Origin of the sequence: Streptomyces sp. NPDC102402, from assembly GCF_044765765.1 — a bacterium.
In the GTDB taxonomy this organism is placed as follows: domain Bacteria; phylum Actinomycetota; class Actinomycetes; order Streptomycetales; family Streptomycetaceae; genus Streptomyces.
The window spans coordinates 857,883-877,648 of sequence record NZ_JBIWKR010000001.1 but is presented as its reverse complement, the minus strand read 5'-3'; the positions used below and the strand labels follow the sequence as shown (position 1 = coordinate 877,648).

At 71.2% G+C, this 19,766-nt stretch carries 19 protein-coding genes; 4 read left to right on the top strand and 15 right to left on the bottom strand.

What is annotated here, in order from left to right:
- Positions 1 to 37: 37 nt before the first annotated feature.
- The 10 genes from ACIRJR_RS03765 to ACIRJR_RS03720 form a co-directional block, all read right to left on the bottom strand.
- On the bottom strand, positions 38 to 451 hold the full coding sequence (locus ACIRJR_RS03765; protein ID WP_103515822.1) for a DUF3151 domain-containing protein: 414 nt from the start codon (positions 449 to 451) through the stop codon (positions 38 to 40).
- A 3-nt stretch (positions 452 to 454) separates the two neighbouring features.
- Positions 455 to 1,954: an MFS transporter gene (locus tag ACIRJR_RS03760; RefSeq protein WP_403773231.1), complete on the bottom strand. Its 1,500-nt coding sequence runs from the start codon at positions 1,952 to 1,954 to the stop codon at positions 455 to 457.
- A gap of 60 nt (positions 1,955 to 2,014) precedes the next feature.
- Positions 2,015 to 3,175: a MalY/PatB family protein gene (locus ACIRJR_RS03755; protein ID WP_403773228.1), complete on the bottom strand. Its 1,161-nt coding sequence runs from the start codon at positions 3,173 to 3,175 to the stop codon at positions 2,015 to 2,017.
- Between the two features lie 81 nt (positions 3,176 to 3,256).
- Positions 3,257 to 4,288 (bottom strand): class II fructose-bisphosphate aldolase, encoded by a 1,032-nt coding sequence (fbaA, locus tag ACIRJR_RS03750; protein WP_103515819.1) that lies wholly within the window; start codon positions 4,286 to 4,288, stop codon positions 3,257 to 3,259.
- A 167-nt stretch (positions 4,289 to 4,455) separates the two neighbouring features.
- A complete protein-coding gene (gene pyrE, locus ACIRJR_RS03745; protein WP_103515818.1) occupies positions 4,456 to 4,995 on the bottom strand; it encodes an orotate phosphoribosyltransferase in 540 nt (179 codons plus the stop codon).
- A 30-nt stretch (positions 4,996 to 5,025) separates the two neighbouring features.
- A complete protein-coding gene (locus tag ACIRJR_RS03740; protein WP_403773224.1) occupies positions 5,026 to 5,820 on the bottom strand; it encodes an aldose 1-epimerase in 795 nt (264 codons plus the stop codon).
- A gap of 31 nt (positions 5,821 to 5,851) precedes the next feature.
- A complete protein-coding gene (locus ACIRJR_RS03735) occupies positions 5,852 to 6,820 on the bottom strand; it encodes an SRPBCC domain-containing protein (RefSeq protein WP_403773221.1) in 969 nt (322 codons plus the stop codon).
- A gap of 84 nt (positions 6,821 to 6,904) precedes the next feature.
- The gene (locus tag ACIRJR_RS03730; protein ID WP_403773218.1) at positions 6,905 to 8,503 is read right to left on the bottom strand and encodes a polyamine aminopropyltransferase; all 1,599 of its coding nucleotides are present in this window, start codon (positions 8,501 to 8,503) and stop codon (positions 6,905 to 6,907) included.
- Between the two features lie 119 nt (positions 8,504 to 8,622).
- A complete protein-coding gene (locus ACIRJR_RS03725; protein ID WP_403773216.1) occupies positions 8,623 to 9,144 on the bottom strand; it encodes a DUF2617 family protein in 522 nt (173 codons plus the stop codon).
- Between the two features lie 313 nt (positions 9,145 to 9,457).
- Positions 9,458 to 9,703 (bottom strand): hypothetical protein, encoded by a 246-nt coding sequence (locus tag ACIRJR_RS03720; protein WP_403773214.1) that lies wholly within the window; start codon positions 9,701 to 9,703, stop codon positions 9,458 to 9,460.
- A gap of 115 nt (positions 9,704 to 9,818) precedes the next feature.
- Between ACIRJR_RS03720 and ACIRJR_RS03715 the strand changes: the two genes are divergently transcribed.
- A complete protein-coding gene (locus ACIRJR_RS03715; protein WP_403773212.1) occupies positions 9,819 to 10,991 on the top strand; it encodes a pyridoxal phosphate-dependent aminotransferase in 1,173 nt (390 codons plus the stop codon).
- A 194-nt stretch (positions 10,992 to 11,185) separates the two neighbouring features.
- Here ACIRJR_RS03715 and ACIRJR_RS03710 read toward each other — a convergent pair whose 3' ends face one another.
- The 3 genes from ACIRJR_RS03710 to clpB all read right to left on the bottom strand — a co-directional run bounded on the left by ACIRJR_RS03710 (position 11,186) and on the right by clpB (position 16,046).
- A complete protein-coding gene (locus tag ACIRJR_RS03710; protein WP_403773209.1) occupies positions 11,186 to 11,743 on the bottom strand; it encodes a YbjN domain-containing protein in 558 nt (185 codons plus the stop codon).
- A 70-nt stretch (positions 11,744 to 11,813) separates the two neighbouring features.
- Positions 11,814 to 13,082, bottom strand: coding sequence for an MFS transporter (locus tag ACIRJR_RS03705; RefSeq protein ID WP_403773206.1), 1,269 nt, complete (start codon positions 13,080 to 13,082; stop codon positions 11,814 to 11,816).
- Positions 13,083 to 13,445: 363 nt separating this feature from the next.
- Complete coding sequence (gene clpB / locus ACIRJR_RS03700; RefSeq protein WP_403773203.1) at positions 13,446 to 16,046, bottom strand: ATP-dependent chaperone ClpB; 2,601 nt, start codon at positions 16,044 to 16,046, stop codon at positions 13,446 to 13,448.
- A 225-nt stretch (positions 16,047 to 16,271) separates the two neighbouring features.
- On the opposite strand from clpB, the gene ACIRJR_RS03695 reads away from it, so the two are divergent.
- Complete coding sequence (locus ACIRJR_RS03695) at positions 16,272 to 16,673, top strand: pyridoxamine 5'-phosphate oxidase family protein (RefSeq protein WP_403773200.1); 402 nt, start codon at positions 16,272 to 16,274, stop codon at positions 16,671 to 16,673.
- A gap of 124 nt (positions 16,674 to 16,797) precedes the next feature.
- Here the strand turns inward: ACIRJR_RS03695 and ACIRJR_RS03690 are convergent, their stop codons facing one another.
- Positions 16,798 to 17,118 (bottom strand): (2Fe-2S)-binding protein, encoded by a 321-nt coding sequence (locus ACIRJR_RS03690; protein WP_033296620.1) that lies wholly within the window; start codon positions 17,116 to 17,118, stop codon positions 16,798 to 16,800.
- Positions 17,115 to 17,450 (bottom strand): 5'-nucleotidase, encoded by a 336-nt coding sequence (locus tag ACIRJR_RS03685; RefSeq protein WP_403773197.1) that lies wholly within the window; start codon positions 17,448 to 17,450, stop codon positions 17,115 to 17,117. The genes ACIRJR_RS03690 and ACIRJR_RS03685 overlap by 4 nt, the downstream gene beginning before the upstream one ends.
- A 287-nt stretch (positions 17,451 to 17,737) precedes the next feature.
- Between ACIRJR_RS03685 and ACIRJR_RS03680 the strand changes: the two genes are divergently transcribed.
- Both ACIRJR_RS03680 and ACIRJR_RS03675 read left to right on the top strand, forming a co-directional pair.
- Positions 17,738 to 18,583, top strand: coding sequence for a helix-turn-helix transcriptional regulator (locus ACIRJR_RS03680; protein ID WP_403773800.1), 846 nt, complete (start codon positions 17,738 to 17,740; stop codon positions 18,581 to 18,583).
- Positions 18,584 to 18,744: 161 nt separating this feature from the next.
- Entirely contained in the window at positions 18,745 to 19,761 is a 1,017-nt protein-coding gene (locus tag ACIRJR_RS03675) for a LuxR C-terminal-related transcriptional regulator (protein ID WP_403773195.1), read from the top strand.
- The last annotated feature ends 5 nt before the right edge of the window (positions 19,762 to 19,766 follow it).

Genomic DNA, 19,766 nt, shown 5'->3' with positions numbered 1-19,766 from the left:
GGCTGAGGCCCGCGGGGCCCGGAAGCCGGGGGCCGTCTCAGCCCAGGGTGTCGGCGGCCGTCTGCGAGGAGTCACGCAGGAACGACGAGCAGCGCTCGTACTCCTCCTGCTCACCGATCGACTGTGCGGCACGCGCCAGGGCGTGCAGGGCCCTCAGGAAGCCGCGGTTCGGCTCGTGCTCGAACGGCACGGGGCCGTGGCCCTTCCAGCCCGCGCGGCGCAGGGCGTCGAGGCCGCGGTGGTAACCGGTGCGCGCGTAGGCGTACGACTCGATCACGCGGCCGCCCTCGTACGCCTCGTCGGCGAGCTGCGCCCAGGCCAGCGAGGACGTGGGGTACTTCGCCGCGACATCGGCGGGCGCCGTGCCGGCTGCGAGCAGCTCGCGCGGCTCCGGGTCGTCGGGCAGGTGGGTCGGGGCGGGGCCCCCGAGCAGGTTCTCGTGGATGGACATGGCTCAAGTGTGCCTGGATTCCGGCTCCGGCTCCAAGGGCGGGGCCGTGACACCGCAGTGCGTCGCACACTCCGGGCGCGGTCCGCGACCGGCTTCCGCGGGCTTGCGCACGGCCCAGAAGGCGATCACCGAACCCGCCACGAGCAGCCCCGCGCACATCGGCATGGCCCGCCGGAAGGTCGAGGCGAACTCGCCCGCGTCGCGGTACGCCTCCGGGCCCATCCCCGCCAGCAGCGGGAGCGCCGCCACCGCGAGCAGCCCGGCTGCCCGCGCCGCCGCGTTGTTGATGCCGCTGGCGAGCCCGGCCCGGCCGGTGTCCACCGCGGCCAGGACGGTCGCGGTGAGGGGGGCCACCAGGGTGACCATGCCGAGGCCGAGCACCAGCACGGCGGGCAGGACGTCCGTCAGGTAGGAGGCGCCGGGGCCGACCCGCAGCATCAGGAGCATCCCGGCCGCCGCCAGCAGCGGGCCGGCGGTCAGCGGGATGCGGGGCCCGATGCGCCGCCCGAGGTCGCCGGCGGACGCGGAGAAGAGCAGCATGAGCACCGTCGTGGGCAGGAGCGCGGTTCCCGCTCCGAGCGCCGAGTAGCCGGCGACCACCTGGAGCTGGATCGCGGACAGGAAGAAGAACCCGCCGAGGGCCGCGTACACGCAGAACGTCACGATGTTGACGGCCGTGAACTGCCGCGAAGCGAAGATCGACGGCGGCACCATGGGGGCGGCCCGGCTCCGCTCCACCCGCACGAACGCCGACCCGAGGACCACACCGCCGAGGGCCGCGCCGATCACCAGGACGGACGCGCCCTGCTCCGGCACCTCGATCAGCGCGTAGGTGACGAGGGCGAGCGCCAGCGCGGCGAGCACGGCGCCCAGGACGTCGAACCGGCCGTGGGCGTCCGGGTCCCGCGACTCCGGTACGTGGCGCAGGGCCACGGGCACGCAGACGGCTGCGAGCGGCAGGTTGAGCAGGAAGACCCACCGCCAGCCCGGCCCGTCCACCAGCCACCCCCCGAGGAACGGCCCGACCGCGGCCCCGACCCCGCCGAGCCCGGACCAGAGACCCACCGCCCGGGCCCGGTCGTCGGGGTGGAAACTCGCCTGGATGATCGCCAGCGAACCGGGGGTGAGCAGCGCGCCCCCGGCCCCCTGCAGCGCCCGCGCGGCGATCAGCACCTCCGCGTTCGGCGCGATCCCGCACAGCAGCGAGGCCACGGCGAACCAGACCACCCCGACGACGAACACCCGCCGCCGCCCGAACCGGTCCCCGAGCGCACCGCCGAGCAGGATCAGGCCGGCCAGGGTGAGCATGTAGGCGTTGACGGTCCACTGCAGAGCGGCCAGATCGGTGCCGAAGTCCTGTCCGATGCGCGGGAGGGCCACGTTGATGACCGTGGAGTCGAGCAGCGCCATGCTCGAACCGAGCACGGTGGTCAGGACGACCCAGCGCCCCACGGGCGAGGCGACCCGGATCCCGTCTGCGTCCGCACCGTCCGCGTGAGTCATAGGAGCAGCATCACCGCTGACCGGCCGGGTGGCCATTCCGGCCCGCTGTTCCCGCCGTGATCAGGCCAGGGTCCGCAGCGCCCGCACCAGCGCCGACACCCCCGCCTCGGCCTTCCCCCGCGGGCACCCCACGTTCAGCCGCAGGAAGCCGGGTGCCCCGTAGACCGACCCCGGCATGATCGCGACCTTCTCCCGCTCGATCAGCACCCGCTGGAGCGCCTCGTCGTCCACCCCCAGGGGGCGCAGGTCGATCCAGGCCAGGTAACCGGCCTGCGGCGGCTCCCAGGCCAGCTCGGGGAACGCCGTGTCCAGCCGCTCACCGACCAGCGCCAGATTCCCCGCGGTGTACGCGCGGAGCTCGTCCAGCCACGCCCCGCCCTCGCGGTAGGCCGCGATGTGAGCGGTCAGCGACAGCACCGCGGGCGAGGCGAGCCCCTCCGCCGTCTCCATGCGGCGCAGGTACTCCGCCCGGTCCTCGGGGTTCCCGATGAGCCCGTAGGAGCCGGTCAGTGCCGGGAAGTTGAAGGACTTCGACGCGGAGGTGATGACGGCCCAGCGCTCGTCCCCGGCCACCCGGGTGTACGGGACGTGCGGGTGACCGTCGTGCACGAGGTCCGCGTGGATCTCGTCGCTGATCACCGCCACCCCGTGCCGACGGGCGAGTTCCGCCGCCCCGCGCAGCTCGGCCTCCGTCCAGACCCGGCCGGTGGGGTTGTGCGGCGAGCAGAGCACCAGGACCTTCGCGTCGGGCCGTGCCAACGCCTCCTCGAGGGCGGCGGTGTCCCCCACCGGTACACCCCGCAGCTCCCGTCCGAGCCCGAGGACGGCCTTGCGGAAGCCGTCGTACGTCGGGGTGTGGACGACCACGCCCTCGCCCTCGGCGGTCCACATCTGGAGCAGCTGCGAGAACTGGCTGAGCACGGACGGGCCGTAGACCAGCCGGCCGGTGTCGATACGGGTGGCGTACCGGGTCTCGTACCAGTGCGCGACCGCCGACAGGAAGTCGTCCTGCTGCCAGGTGGTGTAGCCGAGGACCCCGTGGTCCAGACGGGAGCGGAGCGCGGCCAGCACCTCGGGGGCCGTCTCGAAGTCCATGTCGGAGATGGTGAAGGGCAGCAACCCGTCCACCCCGAAGCGGTCGGCCACGCCGTCCCACTGGACGCACCAGGTGCCCCGGCGGTCGATGACGGTGTCGAAGTCGTAGCGCGCGGGCGTGCTCACAGCGGATCCTCACTCCTCGGACATGGAGCGGGCCCGGCCCCCCGAAGGGAGACCGGGCCCGCGCCTGCGTCCGTGACGTACTTACTTCAGCTTGGTACCGGCGGAACGCAGGTTGCCGCAGGCCTCCGTGACGCGCACGGCCATGCCCGCCTCGGCGGCCTTGCCCCAGGTGCGCGGGTCGTAGGTCTTCTTGTTGCCGACCTCGCCGTCGACCTTCAGGACACCGTCGTAGTTGCGGAACATGTGGTCCGCGACCGGGCGGGTGAAGGCGTACTGGGTGTCGGTGTCGAGGTTCATCTTCACGACGCCGTTCTCCAGCGCGGTGGCGATCTCCTCCGCCGTGGAGCCCGAACCACCGTGGAAGACGAAGTCGAACGGCTGGCTTCCGGCCGGCTTGCCGTACTTCGCGGAGACGCCCTGCTGGAGGTCCTTGAGGAGCTCGGGACGCAGGACGACGTTGCCCGGCTTGTAGACACCGTGGACGTTGCCGAAGGACGCGGCCAGCAGGTAGCGGCCCTTCTCGCCCAGACCGAGCGCCTCGGCCGTACGCAGCGCGTCGTCGACGGTCGTGTACAGCTCGTCGTTGATCTCGTGCGTGACGCCGTCCTCCTCGCCACCGGTCGGGGTGATCTCGACCTCAAGGATGATCTTGGCGGCGGCGGCCTTGGCCAGCAGCTCCTGGCCGATGGACAGGTTGTCGGCGAGGGTCTCGGCCGAGCCGTCCCACATGTGCGACTGGAACAGCGGGTTCAGACCCTTGGCGACGCGCTCCGCGGATACGTCGAGCAGCGGACGGACGTAGCTGTCCAGCTTGTCCTTGGGGCAGTGGTCCGTGTGCAGCGCGACCGTGATGTCGTACTTGGCGGCGACGATGTGCGCGAACTCGGCGAGGGCTACGGCGCCCGTCACCATGTCCTTGTTGTACTGGCCGCCCAGGAATTCGGCACCACCGGTGGAGATCTGGACGATGCCGTCGCTCTCCGCCTCCGCGAAGCCGCGCAGTGCAGCGTGCAGGGTCTGGGTCGACGTCACATTGATGGCCGGGTAGGCGAACTTGCCTGCCTTCGCCCGGTCGAGCATCTCGGCGTAGACCTCGGGGGTTGCGATGGGCATCTGTCCGCTCCTTGGGATGTGCGGGTGTGCAGTGCTTGGTCCCTGACCTGGGGGCGACGTCATCGTCGCCCTCATCTTCCCAGACTCTCGGCCCGGCTCCACGCTGCCCGTCGGGATAGGGCTCCCTGTTTCACGTGAAACAGGGAGCCTCCCCATGAAGTCCCAGGTCAGGCCAGGTCGAGGTCGCCCACGGAGTAGACGTGGACATACGGGAGACCGGCCTCGGCGATCGCCGGAGCGGCACCGCGCTCCACGATCACGGCGACGGCCACGACCTCTCCGCCGGCCTCGCGCACCGCCTCGACCGCGGTCAGCGGCGAGCCGCCCGTCGTCGAGGTGTCCTCGACGACGAGGCAGCGACGGCCCTTGACGTCCGTGCCCTCGATGCGGCGCTGCATCCCGTGGGCCTTCTGCGCCTTGCGGACCACGAACGCGTCCAGGCTCGTCCCACGCGCCGCCGAGGCGTGCAGCATCGAGGTGGCGACCGGGTCGGCGCCCAGCGTCAGACCGCCGACGCAGTCGTAGTCCAGCTCGGCGGTGGCATCGAGCATGACCTGGCCGACCAGCGGCGCGGCCTTGCCGTCCAGCGTGATCCGGCGCAGGTCGATGTACCAGTCGGCTTCCAGACCCGAGGAGAGGGTCACCTTGCCGTGTACCACGGCCTTGTCCTTGATCTGCTGGAGCAGCTCAGCGCGTACGTCAGTCATGTCAACGAGGGTAAGCGCTGCCGCGGAGGGTCACAGACGTGCCCAGCTCCAGGTCGTCGTGATCTCCAGGGGCTCGATCGGGGTCACCAGCCGGGGCGCCGTGTTCAGCCCGTTGGGCGGACCGGACTGCGGCTCCACGCAGACCGCCTCGTCCTGCTCGTCGTAGACCACCACCCACTCGTCCCGGCTCCTGACCGTCAGCTCCAGCTGCTCGGGCCAGGTCAGCTTCACATCGACGCCCTCGGGCATCCCGAAGCAGTCGTCCCACGGGCCGGGGAGGGGGTCGATCCGGCGTCCGGTCGGCAGGTGGTTGCCGCCCCGCTCCTCCTGCCAGGCCGGGTCGAAGTCGATCCGCACGTCCTGGCCGCCGAGGTTCCGGAGGAACCAGGGATGCCACCCGGCCTGCGCCGGGAAGGAGTCCCCGTACGTCTCGATGCCGAGGCTCAGCGTCAGCGACTCCTCGGTCAGCTCGAAGGACTGCGTCACCCGGCCCTCGTACGGCCAGGGGGCGGCCAGGTCGTAGAAGAAGGCCGCTTCCGCGTCACCCTGGCGGGCGAGCTGCCAGGAGGTGTCGCGGCCGGTGCCGTGGATGGCGTGCGGCGGGGAGTTCAGCGGCATCTGATGCGGCTCGCCGCCATTGCGGAACAGGCCGTTCTCGGTGCGGCCGCACCACGGCACCATCGGGAAGCAGCCGTACCGCTCGCCCTGGCGCAGCAGTTCGGTGCCTCCGATCACCAGGCTGCCGATCCGGCAGCCGTTCTCGGGGTCAACGGTCAATTCGACGTCGCCGGCGGTCAGCCGGACGTTCTTCGCAACTCTGCTCACCCCCCGACACTACTGGCGCGGGGCGCCCGGCTCAGGGCCTTCGGCGCCGCAGGGCCCTGCTCACCACCACGGCCGAGGCGATCGCCAGGGCGGCCGCCGGAGCGGCCCAGCGCAGCGCGATGCCGGCCCCACCGGCCTCGGGCGACGGCACGGGGGCGTAGCGGCCGCGCGGCGGGGCGTGGTCGACCTCCTCCGTGCTGCGGCCGATCATGGTGCGGCGCGCGTGGGCCGCCTCGGCGGGCGGTACGTCCGGCACGGTGAATTCCAGCTCCGCGGACGGGTCGAGCGGCGACGGCGGGACGGGCGCGTCGAACACCGACTCCTCACTCTCCGAGGAGGTGCCCGTGCCCCCTGCGGACGGCTCGGCGGGGGACTCCGCCGCGGGGGGCTGATCGGCGGGGGGCTGATCGGCGGGGGGCTGGTCGGCCGGGGGAGCATCCGTATCCGGAGCAGGCGACGCGTCCGCGGCGGGCACACCGGCTCCCGACCCGCCGGACACATCGGCTCCCGACCCGTCGGGCACGTCGGACGCCGGCCCGTCGGCTCCCGGCGCGTCGTCCCGCGCCGCCAGGGACTCCGTCACCAGCTGCTGGGTGAAGCGGTCCAGCAGCCGCTGCGCCGCGGCGAGCGCCGCCGGCTCGTCCAGTTCCACGATGCGGCCGTCGCCGCTCACCGATCCGGTGAACCCGATCGTCGTACCCCCGTCCGCCTCCCGGAGGGCGATGGTCAGGGCCACCTTCGCCGAACCCGTGCCCCGCGCCTCGACGCCCTCCCCCGCCACGGAGAAGGAGTCGCCCTCGGCGGAGGGCAGCAGTGCCAGCGCCCCGCGGTACGTGATCGTGTGGCCGCCGGCCCGGAATCTCAGCCGTCCGGCCAGCGGGCCCGCCGACGCGTCGGCATCCTGCTGAAGTCCTGGCACGCAGCGCGCGACACGAGCGGGATCAGCCAGCGTCCGCCGCAAGGTCGGGACCGGAACCGGAACGAACACCTCATGCTCCATACCGACCGAGCCTACTCAGCCCCGCCCGTCCCGTCAGCGCTTCCACACCCCACACACCCCGTGGACGGCACCGCCCCGCCATGCTCACGGCTCCTCCCGGTACCGAGGGTGGACCAGCGTCGACGGCGGAACCCCGTGCCGCCGGACCCGCTCCGCCGAACGCGTGCCCGCCGGCACCTCCCGCTCCCCCAGGGCCCGCAGCGCGGGCGCCCCCGGGCCGATGCGGGGCAGGCCCACCGCGTGCCGGGCGGCCAGCACGAATCCCCAGTCCCGGGGTGCCTCCGTCCCGCCCGTGGCCCGGTCCGGGCCCGCGGCGAACCCGGTCAGGCGCCCGTCGACGCGGTACGGCCGCGCTGCCAGGCCACCGGCCCGCACCGACGCCTCCACCGTCCAGAACGTCGCGGGTCTGCTGCTCGGCGGCCCGGCGTGCACCACGAGGCGGCCGCCCGGCTCCAGTGCCCCGGCGACCAGTCCGTAGAACTCCGCCGCGTAGAGCTTCGTGCTGGCTGTGATCCCCGGATCGGGAAGGTCCGAGATCACCACGTCGTAGTGGTCGCGGGTGTCCCGCAGCCAGGTGAAGGCGTCCCCGGAGACCGCTGTCAGCCGGGGATCCGCGTACGCGCGCCCGTTCAGCGCGGAGAGAGCCGGGTCCGTGCGGGCCAACCGGGTGACGGCCGGGTCGAGCTCGACCAGCACGACGGACTCGACGTCCGGATAGCGCAGCACCTCACGGGCGGCGAGCCCGTCGCCCCCGCCCAGGATCAGCACCCGTCGGTGGGGCCCCGTCATCGCCGGGTGCACGAGTGCCTCGTGGTACCGGTGCTCGTCGCGGGAGCTGACCCTCAGCCGGCCGTCCAGATAGAGGTCCAGCGAACCGTGCCCCGGGCCCGTGAGGACGATCTCCTGCACCTCGGTCTGCACCGCGACCCGCACCTCGTCCCCGTACACCGCGCGACGCGCCGCCCTCTCGAAGTCGTCCACCAGGACCGAGGCCGTGGCCAGCAGGAGGATCACGACACCGTTGACGAGGATCAGAAGCCCCCGTGACCGGGGGCCCAGATCGCGCCGGAACACCCACAGCACCAGCGCCCCGCCCGCCACCGCGTTGACCGTGCCGGTGAACAGCGCCCCGGTCAGCTGGCCCATCATCGGCAGCAGCAGGAACGGAAAGGCGAGCCCGCCGACCAGCGCGCCCACGTAGTCGGCGGCGAAGAGGTCCGCCACCGTCCCGCCCGCGTCCTGCCGGTCGACCCTCTGGATCAGGGTCATCAGCAGCGGGATCTCCGCGCCGATCAGGATCCCGATCGCGAGCGAGAAGCCGACCAGCGCGTAGCGCGACTCGCCCAGCCAGGCGAAGGAGGCGTACAGGACGAGCGCCGAGGTGCCCCCGACCAGTGCCAGGGAGGCCTCGATCAGCCCGAAGCCCACAGCCGGCCGGTTGCGTAAACGTTTCGCGAACAGCGACCCGATACCCATGGCGAACACCATCACGGACAGCACCACGGAGGCCTGGGTGACCGAATCACCGATCAGATACGAGGCCAGCGCGACCAGCTCCAGCTCGTACACCAGACCGCACGCGGCGCAGATGAACACCGCGGCCAGCACGAGGAAACGGCCCGTCCTCGGCCGTACGGGAAGCTGAGCCGCGCCCCTTCGCAGCGGCATCTGCTGGTCGATCATGAAATGAACGCTACGTGACCGGAAGGTCGCGTCTTGTCACCCACACGGGTGTAAGTGACGCGCGCCGGACGAGCGCCCCGCCGGGCGCGCACCTCCCCGCCGCGACGGGCGCACGCCCGTCACGCGACCGGCGCCGGCACCCGCGCGCCCACCCGCGTCCGGGTCACCACCAGCTGACCCTCCTGCGGATAGGCGTGCCAGGTCCGCCAGCGCACCTGACCCTCCGTCCGCTGCGCGAGCATCGCCGTGAAGGCGTAGGGACTCCCGGGAAACGTCCCCGCCAGCCCGTGCGGATGGTCGGCCACCAGCGCGAGCAGTTCCTGCGCGCGCCCCGCGAACGAACCCTCGGAGAGCGTCTCGACGCGCGCCGCGAACTCGTAGTCCCAGTCGCCCACGCTCTCGGCGACCCCCAGCGGCAGCGGCGTGCTGCTGCCCGGCAGACAGGCGACGGTCTCGGAGCACGTGCGGCGGTCCTCCTCCAGCAGCACCTGGTGAGAGGCGCCGAGCAGCCTCAACTGCACCTTGGCGCCTGCCAGTTCGAGGTCCAGCACGGCCAGGGCGGGCAGCGGCTCCCGCCCGAGCGTCCATGCCAGATCAGCGGCTCGGGTATCGGAATAGGCGGTCTGGAGGGTCGTGAGCATGGATCGGCTCCGCAAAGCGCACAGGGACACATGGACAGGAGGTACCCCCGTGCGGCGCACCGTGGGGGAGGGGGAGCCCGATCCGGCCCAACTGGGGCCCGGGGGCTGAATGTTCTCTACATCGATGCAATCACGAAGTACGTCGGGCTCACAGCGCTTTTACCCAACTTGCCGTGGTTTCCATCCCTCAGGGGGCAGCACGGTTCACCTGTTCCCGGCGCTCCAACGAAAAGATGTCCGGCGGGAGTTCACCTCCCGCCGGACATCTCAGGCCCGGCCGCCCCGCCCCCCGTGCGGGGCGGGCCGACCCGTCTCAGTCGCCACCACCGCCGCCACCGCAGCCGCCGCCGCCCCCGCAGGAGTGGCCACCGCCGCTGTCCCCGCCGCCCCACCAGCTGCCCGTGTCGGCGGCACCCCCGCCGCCGCTGTCGGATCCACTGCGCCCCCTACGCCCGGCGCGCCCCGCCACCGGCTTCTTCCGGCCACCCGATCCCGAGGCGAGGGCGACGATCCCCACCACCACGATCACCAGGAACACGATGAAGACGAACAACTCCATCGACCTCACATCCTTCTGTCCCCCGAAGCGAGGTCCGCTTCTCGACTGACCGGTGGATTCCCACACCACGCCGGAGCCAAAGCAGACTTGAGCAACTCCAGAGCTTCGGCCCAGGATGGCTCCCATGACACAGGGACGACCGCTGCTCAACCGCCGCCTCGCCGAGTTCGGCACGACGATCTTCGCGGAGATGTCGGCACTGGCCGCGCGGACCGGATCGATCAATCTCGGCCAGGGTTTCCCCGACACGGACGGGCCCGAGTCCGTGCGCGAGGCGGCGGTGCGTGCGCTCCGTGACGGCCGCGGCAACCAGTACCCGCCGGGGCCCGGAGTGCCCGAGCTGCGTACGGCCGTCGCCGGCCACCAGCAGCGCTTCCACGGCCTGGCCTTCGACCCGGACACCGAGGTCCTCGTCACCGCCGGTGCCACGGAGGCCATCGCGGCCACGATGCTCGCCCTCCTGGAACCCGGCGACGAGGTCATCGCCTTCGAGCCCTACTACGACTCGTACGCCGCGGCCATCTCGATGGCCGGCGGCACGCGCGTCCCGCTGCTCCTGCGCGCCCCCGAGTTCCGCCCCGACCTCACGGCCCTGCGGGACGCGGTCACCGACCGCACCCGCCTGCTGCTCCTCAACTCACCGCACAACCCGACCGGCATGGTCCTCACCCGCGAGGAACTCACCGCGATCGCCGAGCTGGCGGTCGAGCGCGACCTGATCGTGGTGACCGACGAGGTGTACGAGCACCTCGTCTTCGACGGCGAGCACATCCCGCTCGCCTCCCTGCCCGGCATGCGCGAGCGCACGGTCTCGATCTCCTCGGCCGGCAAGACCTTCTCCTTCACGGGCTGGAAGGTCGGCTGGGTCACGGCCGCGGCCCCCCTGGTGACGGCCGTCCGGAGCGCCAAGCAGTATCTGACCTTCGTCTCGGCGGGCCCGTTCCAGTACGCGGTGGCCGAAGCCCTGTCCCTTCCGGACGCCTACTTCGCCGGGTTCCGCGAGGACCTGCGCGCCAAGCGCGACCTGCTCACCCGTGGACTCGCGGCCGCGGGCTTCGAGGTGTACAGCCCTCAGGGGACGTACTTCGTCACCACGGACGTCGCCGCACTCGGCGAGAAGGACGCCCTCGCCTTCTGCCGCGCGCTCCCCGAACGGTGCGGCGTCGTCGCCGTACCCAACTCGGTCTTCTACGACGACCCGGTGGCCGGCCGCAGCCAGGTCCGCTTCGCGTTCTGCAAGCGGGAAGGCGTCCTGCGTGACGCGGTGGAGCGGCTCGGCCGCCTGTGAACCCGCCGCCCGTCGCGCGGAGCCGGACCGGTCCCGCGGGCGGGCGGGCACGTCCCCCGGACCGACGCACGGGCGGGCGGGCACGTCCCCCGGACCGACGGACGGGCGGGAGGGCCACGGCGAAGGGCCCGGTCGGGGCGCCGGCCGCATCGGCCGGGCCCCGGACCGGGCCCTTCGTCGGGTCCTTCGCCGGATCAGGCCTCCGGGGCCTGCTCCGTGCCCGCGTCGCCCTCGGCCGTCTTCTCCTCGGGCGCCAGGCCGAGGCGCTCCACGAGCCACTTGTCGAACTCGATCGAGGCCCGCACCCAGCTGACCGTCGACGAGACGAAGTGCTCCAGGCTCACGCCGGTGCCGATGAGCATCTGCGCCTCACCGACCAGCCGCACGGAGGCCGCGGCGCCCTCCTCGCCCTCGTGGGCGTGCGTGTAGACCTTGGGCCACAGAGTGCGACGGTTCCAGTCGTCGATCGCGTCGAGCAGGACGGCGCGCTGGTCCAGGGCGTGGGCACGGTCGTAGAAGGTCCGGACCGAGAAGACCTGCTGCTCCTCCTCGCCGCGGAACATGAAGTACGTCCGGAAGTCTTCCCACGGCGCGGCGAGGTCGCCCTCGTCGTCGACGACGAACTTCAGCTCCATCTGCTCGAGAAGCTGCTTGACGAGGTCCTGGTCGGGGACCACGGGGCCCTCGGGTCCTGACGCCTGCGGTTCGGGCTGGCCCCCGAAGTTGGGGATCGAGGACGGGTCGATAGACATCGCTGGGTACTCCTGTGGATCGCACGTGGTTTCCTGGCTTCGACCCTAGCCGCGATCGCGGCCGGTAGTCCTACGCGCTCAGGGGAATCGTTCCCCCGCTCGTTCCCCTGGCCCTCGACCAGGAAACCGCGACCAGGACGGCGCAGAGCGTGCCGACGAGTCCCGCTCCCCCGATCGCCTGGGCCGAGGACCCGGAGAGCTCGGCCGCCAGACCGCCCGCCGCGACACCGATCCCCTGCATGGCGGTCAGTCCCGACCTGGCCAGACCCAGTGCCTGACCACGCTGATCGGCAGGGGTGAGCAGGACGAACGTCGCCCCCGCGGTGATCTGGTAGGCGGAACAGACTCCCGACACCATCAGCACCAGCACGGCCACCCCCACGCCGGGTCCGGCCCAGTAGACCAGCAGCGGAAGGTTCGCCCCCACCGCCAGCGGCCCGAGCAGCCGGCGGCGCCGCTCGGCGTCGAAGCCGGCCCGCCCCAGGAGCAACGCGCCCAGGACCATTCCCGCCGGATGCGCGGCGAGCAGGAGACCCACGGCTGCGGCGCCCCCGCCTGCCTCCTCCGCGAAGGGGGCGGCCAGGCCCTCCGGAAGCACGATGAACCCCGCCAGCCAGCCGAGGGCGACCAGCGACCGCAGCCGCGGGTCCGACCAGATCAGCGCCGCAGCCTTCCCGACCTGGGTGTGCACCCGCTTCGGCCGGGCGTCGGCGCTCTGGTCCACCGGCCGCGCCTTCACGCCCAGCCTGATCAGGACGGCGGAGACCAGGAAAGTCGCCGCGTTCAGCCCGAGCGAGACGTGGCTCCCCAGCCATACGACGAGCACCCCGCCGGCGCCGAAGCCGACCAGCTGTCCCGCCTGGTGCGTGATCATCATGACCCGCTGCCCCCGCTCGTACAGGCGGTCGCCGAGGACCGCCGGCATCAGAGCGCCCTGCGACACCCCGAACGGCGCCTCCGCGAGCTGGGCGAGCACCAGCAGTCCGGCCAGCAGCGGCAGGGGTGTGCCGGGCAGGGCCATCAGTCCGACGAGGACCGCGCGCACCAGGTCGCATCCGATCATGACCGTGCGGCGTGGGAACCGGTCGGCGAGTCCGGTGAGCAGCACCCCGGACAGCAGGGCGGGCAGGCTCGTCAGGGCGTAGGTCGCCGCCGTCCAGCCGGCCGACTCGGTACGTTCGAAGACAAGGATCGACAGCGCGACCCGCGCCAGCTGGTCACCCAGGACGGACTGCGCGTAGGCCGCCCAGAGCGTACGGAATTCGCTCCGCCGAATAAGGGTGTCACTCGTGCAATCCTTCGGCTCCGCACTCGCCTCGCCGGGTATCCGCTCTGTCATGCGCGTACCTTACCGGCTGGGGAATTCGGCTTCACCGCCCTCGCGGCCAATGAATAAGGGCCCAAAGTGTCCCGTTATTGCGCGGAACACGATCACTCGCTCATACGTCGATCCGGCTCGTCCCGAGGGTGCAGATATGTATCGCCCCGATACAAAAAAGGCCGGTCCGGGCTGTACCGCATCTGCCAATCAGCCACGGAATGGAAATTTTCGGCTCAATCTGGCGGGCACCTCACACACGCGGTGCATGGCGCATACACTCATCGCGATGCGTCCCGGTGCTCCGCTCGATGCGCGCGGCACCGCACACACGTGTCCCCGGCCGGGCGGCAAGGCCTCGGCCGGGGACACGGGGACGGGCTGCTACAGGGTCTTCGCCGCCGTCGCGGCCCCCACGGTCAGGCCGTCGCCGGATCGGTCCACGCGGACCGTGTCGCCGTCCCTGACCTCGCCCGCGAGGATCTCCTTGGCGAGCCGGTCCCCGATCGCCGTCTGGATGAGCCTGCGCAGCGGCCGGGCGCCGTAAGCCGGGTCGTTGCCCTCCTCGGCCAGCCAGGCCAGGGCCTCCGGAGTGACGTCGAGGTGGATCCGGCGGTCGGCCAGCCGTCCGGCGAGCCGGGCCACCTGGAGTCCCGCGATGTGGCCGAGCTCGTCGCCGGACAGGGCGGAGAAGACGACCAGATCGTCGAGCCGGTTGAGGAACTCCGGCTTGAACGAGGCACGTACGGTCTCCAGGACCCGCGCCTTCTTGGTCTCGGGGTCCGTCGCCGGGTCGACCAGGTACTGGCTCCCCAGGTTCGACGTCAGGATCAGGATGGTGTTGCGGAAGTCCACCGTCCTGCCCTGTCCGTCCGTGAGGCGGCCGTCGTCGAGCACCTGGAGCAGGATGTCGAAGACCTCGGGATGGGCCTTCTCGACCTCGTCCAGCAGCACGACGCTGTACGGGCGGCGGCGGACGGCCTCGGTGAGCTGTCCGCCCTCCTCGTAGCCGACGTAGCCGGGCGGGGCACCGACGAGCCGGGCGACACTGTGCTTCTCGCTGTACTCGCTCATGTCGATGCGGATCATGGCCCGCTCGTCGTCGAACAGGAAGTCCGCGAGCGCCTTCGCCAGCTCCGTCTTGCCGACTCCGGTCGGGCCGAGGAAGAGGAACGAGCCGGTGGGCCGGTCGGGGTCGGCGATACCGGCCCGCGTGCGGCGTACGGCGTCCGACACGGCCCGCACGGCCTCGGTCTGGCCGATCAGCCGCCTGCCGAGCTCGGACTCCATGCGGAGCAGCTTCTGGGTCTCGCCCTCCAGGAGCCGTCCGGCCGGGATGCCGGTCCAGGCGCCGACGACGTCGGCGATGTCGTCAGGGCCGACCTCCTCCTTGACCATCGTGTCGACGGCGGCCTCCTGCTCGGCCTCGTCCGCCTCCGCGAGCTCGCGCTCCAGGCCGGGGATCTCCCCGTACAGCAGCTTGGAGGCGGTGTCGAAGTCGCCGTCGCGCTGGGCCCGCTCGGCCTGGCCGCGCAGCTCGTCGAGGCGCTCCTTGAGTTCACCGACGCGGTTCAGGCCCTGCTTCTCCTTCTCCCAGCGCGCCGTGAGACCGCGCAGCTCCTCCTCCTTGTCGGCGAGGTCGCGGCGGATCTTCTCCAGGCGCTGCTTGGATCCCTGGTCGGTCTCGTTCTTGAGCGCCAGCTCCTCCATGTGCAACCGGTCCACCGACCGCTGGAGCTCGTCGATCTCCAGGGGCGAGGAGTCGATCTCCATACGGAGCCGCGACGCCGCCTCGTCGACGAGGTCGATGGCCTTGTCGGGAAGGAAGCGGGAGGTGATGTAGCGGTCGGAGAGCGTCGCCGCGGCCACCAGCGAGGAGTCGGCGATCTGGACCTTGTGGTGGGCCTCGTAGCGGCCCTTGAGGCCACGCAGGATCGCGATGGTGTCCTCGACGGACGGCTCGGCGACCAGGACCTGCTGGAAGCGCCGCTCCAGGGCGGGGTCCTTCTCGATGCGCTCGCGGTACTCGTCCAGCGTGGTGGCACCGACCATGCGGAGCTCGCCGCGGGCGAGCATCGGCTTGAGCATGTTGCCCGCGTCCATCGCGGAGTCGCCGCCCGCGCCCGCGCCGACGACGGTGTGCAGCTCGTCGATGAACGTGATGATCTGCCCGTCGCTCTCCTTGATCTCGGAGAGGACGGTCTTCAGACGCTCCTCGAACTCACCGCGGTACTTCGCTCCGGCGACCATGGCGCTGAGGTCGAGCGAGACGAGCCGCTTGTTCCGCAGGGACTCCGGGACGTCGCCCTTGACGATGCGCTGCGCGAGCCCCTCGACGACGGCCGTCTTGCCGACGCCGGGCTCGCCGATGAGCACGGGGTTGTTCTTCGTACGGCGCGACAGCACCTGCACGACGCGGCGGATCTCCTGGTCGCGGCCGATGACCGGGTCGAGCTTGCCCTCGCGGGCGGCCGCCGTGAAGTCGGTGCCGAACTTCTCCAGCGCCTTGTACTGCCCCTCGGGGTCGGGAGTGGTCACCCGGCGCCCTCCCCTGCTCTTCTCGAATGCGTCCAGCAGCTTCTTCGCGCCGGCTCCCTGTCCGTCGAGGATCTCACCGGCGCGGCCGCCCTTCGCCGCGATGCCGATCAGCAGGTGTTCGGTGGAGAGGTAGTCGTCGCCGAGTTCCTTCGCCCGCTGCGCGGCGTCGGAGATCACGGCGAGCAGCTCGCGGTTCGGCTGCGGCGGAGCCACGGTCGACCCGGTGACGCTGGGCAGCGACCCGAGCAGCTTCTCCGTCCCGGCGCGGACTGCCACCTGGTCGGCGTCCACGGCGGCGAGCAGATCGGTGATGTTCGCGTTGTCCTCGCCCGAGAGCAGTGCGAGCAGCAGATGCCCGGGGGTCAGATCGGGGTGGCCGTCCTTGACGGCCCTGCTGGTCGCCGCATTGAGGGCGTCCCGGCTCCTGTTGGTCAGCTCGGCGTCCACGGGCGCTGTCTCCTCCTCGTGCTCGGTGCTTCACGGAACTATGACTCGAACAACGGGTACAAAGTTGAGTCTATTCCACTCAAGGCGGGGATCCACCTCAGGGCCGGGCCCGTTTCAGGGCCAGGGATCCTCTCGGAGCCCGGCCCACTCAAGGCCGGGGATCCCCTCAGGGCCGGGAGACGGCTCCGGGGGCACCCTGATCCCCTCCCTGTCTAGGCTGACCCCATGCCCGACGTACGCAACCCAGGCCCCGGTTACCTCGCCTTCTGGCGGGAGCGCCACGTGTGCACCCTGACCACGCTCCGTCCGGACGGCACACCGCACGTGGTGCCCGTCGGAGTGACGTACGACCCCCGGACACGGCTCGCCCGCGTCATCACGGGCCGGAACACGAGGAAGGCCGTCCACGTCATGGCGGCCGGCCCGGAGGGCGCACGGGTCGCGGTGTGCCAGATGGAGGGGCGCCGCTGGGCAACCCTGGAAGGCCGGGCCGTGGTGCGGGCGGAGCCCGAGGAGGTCGAGGCAGCGGTACGCCGCTATGCGGAGCGGTACGAGCGCACCCCGCGGCACAATCCGGAGCGGATCGTCATCGAGATCGCCGTCGACAGGGCTCTCGGAAACGCCTGAGGAATTCACGCGGATCCGGAATTCAATCGCTCCGGACAGCACAACGGCGCCACCGTGTTCAGGTCACGGTGGCGCCGCTGTGTGGGGGAAGTGCCGGAACGATATGGAACAACGGGGGAATCGTTCAGGCACTGCGGGGGGTGGCGGAAATGGCTTCTTGTTCGAACAGCTCATGGTCACGCTGGTCGAGATTAACGAAAATCATGCCGTATCTCACGGCACATCGAACCGGCTGCGGGGCTCCGCGCGGCCGGCGCAGACAGCGATAGGCGCGGATGTCGTCATCCGTTTCCATCACGACGACGATCGGCTCTCCGAACAGGGTGACCATCAACGAATCGCCCTGGCGGGTAAGTGCCGTGAGCAGATCGATGAAATGCCACCCTGAGCGGTACGCCGTGGCCATCTCCCGCCGGAAGGTTCGGTCGTCCGGTGGGGTGGTCATGCCACGGTGCCGGTCGGAGCCAGACCCCAGGTGATGTCGCCCGAGGTCGCACCCCACGTGATGTCGGTCGGAGCCGCACCCCACGTGATGTCGGTCGGAGCCGCACCCCAGGTGATGTCGGTCGGAGCCGCACCCCACGTGATGTCGCCCGGTCCCGCACCCCACGTGATGTCGGTCGGAGCCGCACCCCACGTGATGTCGCCCGGTCCCGCACCCCACGTGATGTCACCGGGCACTGCCGTCGCCTGCTCTGCCTGTGCAGCCCCCCAGGTGATGTCCTGGACACCCAACGCACCGTAGGCCAGGGCCCCCACGAAAGCTGTGGCAAGCACCGAGCGAAGCATTCGCTTAGACATTTCGGCTTCGTCCTCACTTGATGGATTCATCTCCCCCGCTCTCAAGACGATGTCTCACGCGGACACGCAAGCACCACTGGATCGATGCATCATGTTCTTGCACGTTCAGGAACATGGGGGGTGGAGATATGGATACATGCGACTCAAATGGGGCGCATCGGCACGGGATCACCCAACTATGCGATGCGGGACAGCGCCTCTACGCGAGCGCGCTGCGCTCCGGCCGCATACCGCGCTCGGAGGTGGAGCCCGCTCCGTGCCTGATGGACTTCGCCCTGCTCCACCCCGACCCCGACGACGCCGACTGGCTGCGCCCCGTCCCGCCTTCGGCGGCCCTGGCCCAGCGTCTGCACCCCATCGAGCGGGAGATACAGGAGCGCAGACGCCACTCCCTGGCGCTCACCGAGTCCTTCGAACCTTTCATGGACATCAGCGCGCAGGATCCACCCACGACGCACGCAATCACCGTGCTCGAAGGCGGCACCCGCATCAACGCGGCCATCGACGTGGCCACGGCCGAATGCCGCAGCGAGGTGCTCACCGTGCAGCCCGGAGGGGTGCGCAGCGAGGACATCCTCAGCAAGGGGCTGGAGCGCGGCACGGCCGTGGTCGACCGCGGGGTCAGCATCCGCACCCTCTACCAGCACACGGTCAGGCACCACCACGGGACGTTCGCGTACGCGGAGCGGCTCGCCGAGGGCGTCGAGATCCGTACGCTGGAGGAGCTGGTGCAGCGCATGCTCATCTTCGACCGCGCCGTCGCCTTCATCCCCGCCCAGGACGACCTGACGGTCGCTCTGGAACTCCGGCACCCGGGTCTCGTCTCCTACCTGATCAACGTCTTCGAGCAACTCTGGCAACGTGCGACCCCGCTGCTGGAGGACGTCTCGTACACACCCACCCCCGCCGGGATCAGCGGCGTACAGCGCTCCATCGCCCAACTGCTGGTCGAGGGGCACGTCGACGATTCGATAGCCCGCCGGCTCGGCATGAACGTCCGCACCTGCCGGGCGCACATAGCCAAGCTCAACGCGGCACTCGGCAGCGGCAGTCGGGCTCAGCTCGGTTACCTCATCTCGCAGTCGGGAATCCTGGACCAGAAGGACTGACGGACCGGAGCCTCGCCGGGGCGGGGCGCCGCCGCCCCGTGACGAGCGGCATGCCGGGCACCGGGCGGGCGCCCACGACCGCGACACGTCCACACTCCACCCGGACACTAGGCTTACGCCACCGGCAACTTGTTGCAGCGCACAAAGCGGGGGGCTCCCAGATGGGAACAGAACCGGTGCAACCGCCGCACACCCACGGCCCGAGAGAACTCTGTGCCCCCGGACTCGAGTTGTACGAACGGGCCCTGCGCCAGGGCCGTATCGCCCGCTCGGACCTCGACGCGGCTCCGTGTCTGGCCGACGGGGCGCTGGTGCAGGCAGATCCCTGGGACGACGAGTGGTTCTGCCCCGTCCCGCCCTCGGCGGCCCTGGCCCGCCTGCTGCAGCCGCTCACACGCGAGATAGACGAGCGGGTGGAGCGGACCCTCGACCTGACCCGGTCCCTGGCCCCCCTGGCCGCCATAGCCAACGGCGACCCCCATCTGGCCATCACCATGCTGGAAGGTCCCGAGGCGATAAGGGCGGCCATCCACGAGGCCACCGCCCAGGCCACGGACGAGGTCCTCACGGCACAGCCGGGGAGCACCCGGCCCCGCACCACCCTGCGGACGGCCCTGGACAACGCCACGACCGCGATCGCCCGGGGCGCCGGTCTCCGTCACATCTACCAGCATCCGGCGCGCTACAGCACCCAGGTCAGGGAGTACCTGGAGCAGGTGCCCGCGGAGTCCCTCGACGTCCGGACCACGGAACTGACCGTCGAACGGCTGCTCATCTTCGACCGCAGGGTGGCCTTCATCCCGGCCACCGCCGACCGCAGCGCGGCGCTGGAGATCCGGCACCCCGCTCTCGTCCGCTACCTCGTACAGGTCTACGAGGTCCTCTGGACGCAGGCGACCCCGCTCACCCGGCAGCTTCCCACGGCCGCACCGGGGGTCCAGGTGACGGCCGTCCAGCAGAGCATCGCCCGGCTCCTCAGCCAGGGCCATGTCGACGACGCGGTGGCACGCAAGCTGGGCATCAGCGTCCGGACCTGCCGCGCTCACATCGCCAAGCTGATGCAGGCCCTCGGCGCCGACAGCCGCACCCATCTCGGGGCTCTCATCGTGCGGTCCGGCATGGTCGACGAGACCGACGTCGCCCGTGGCGCACGAAAAGGGCCCGCCTCCGAGCCGTGAGACTC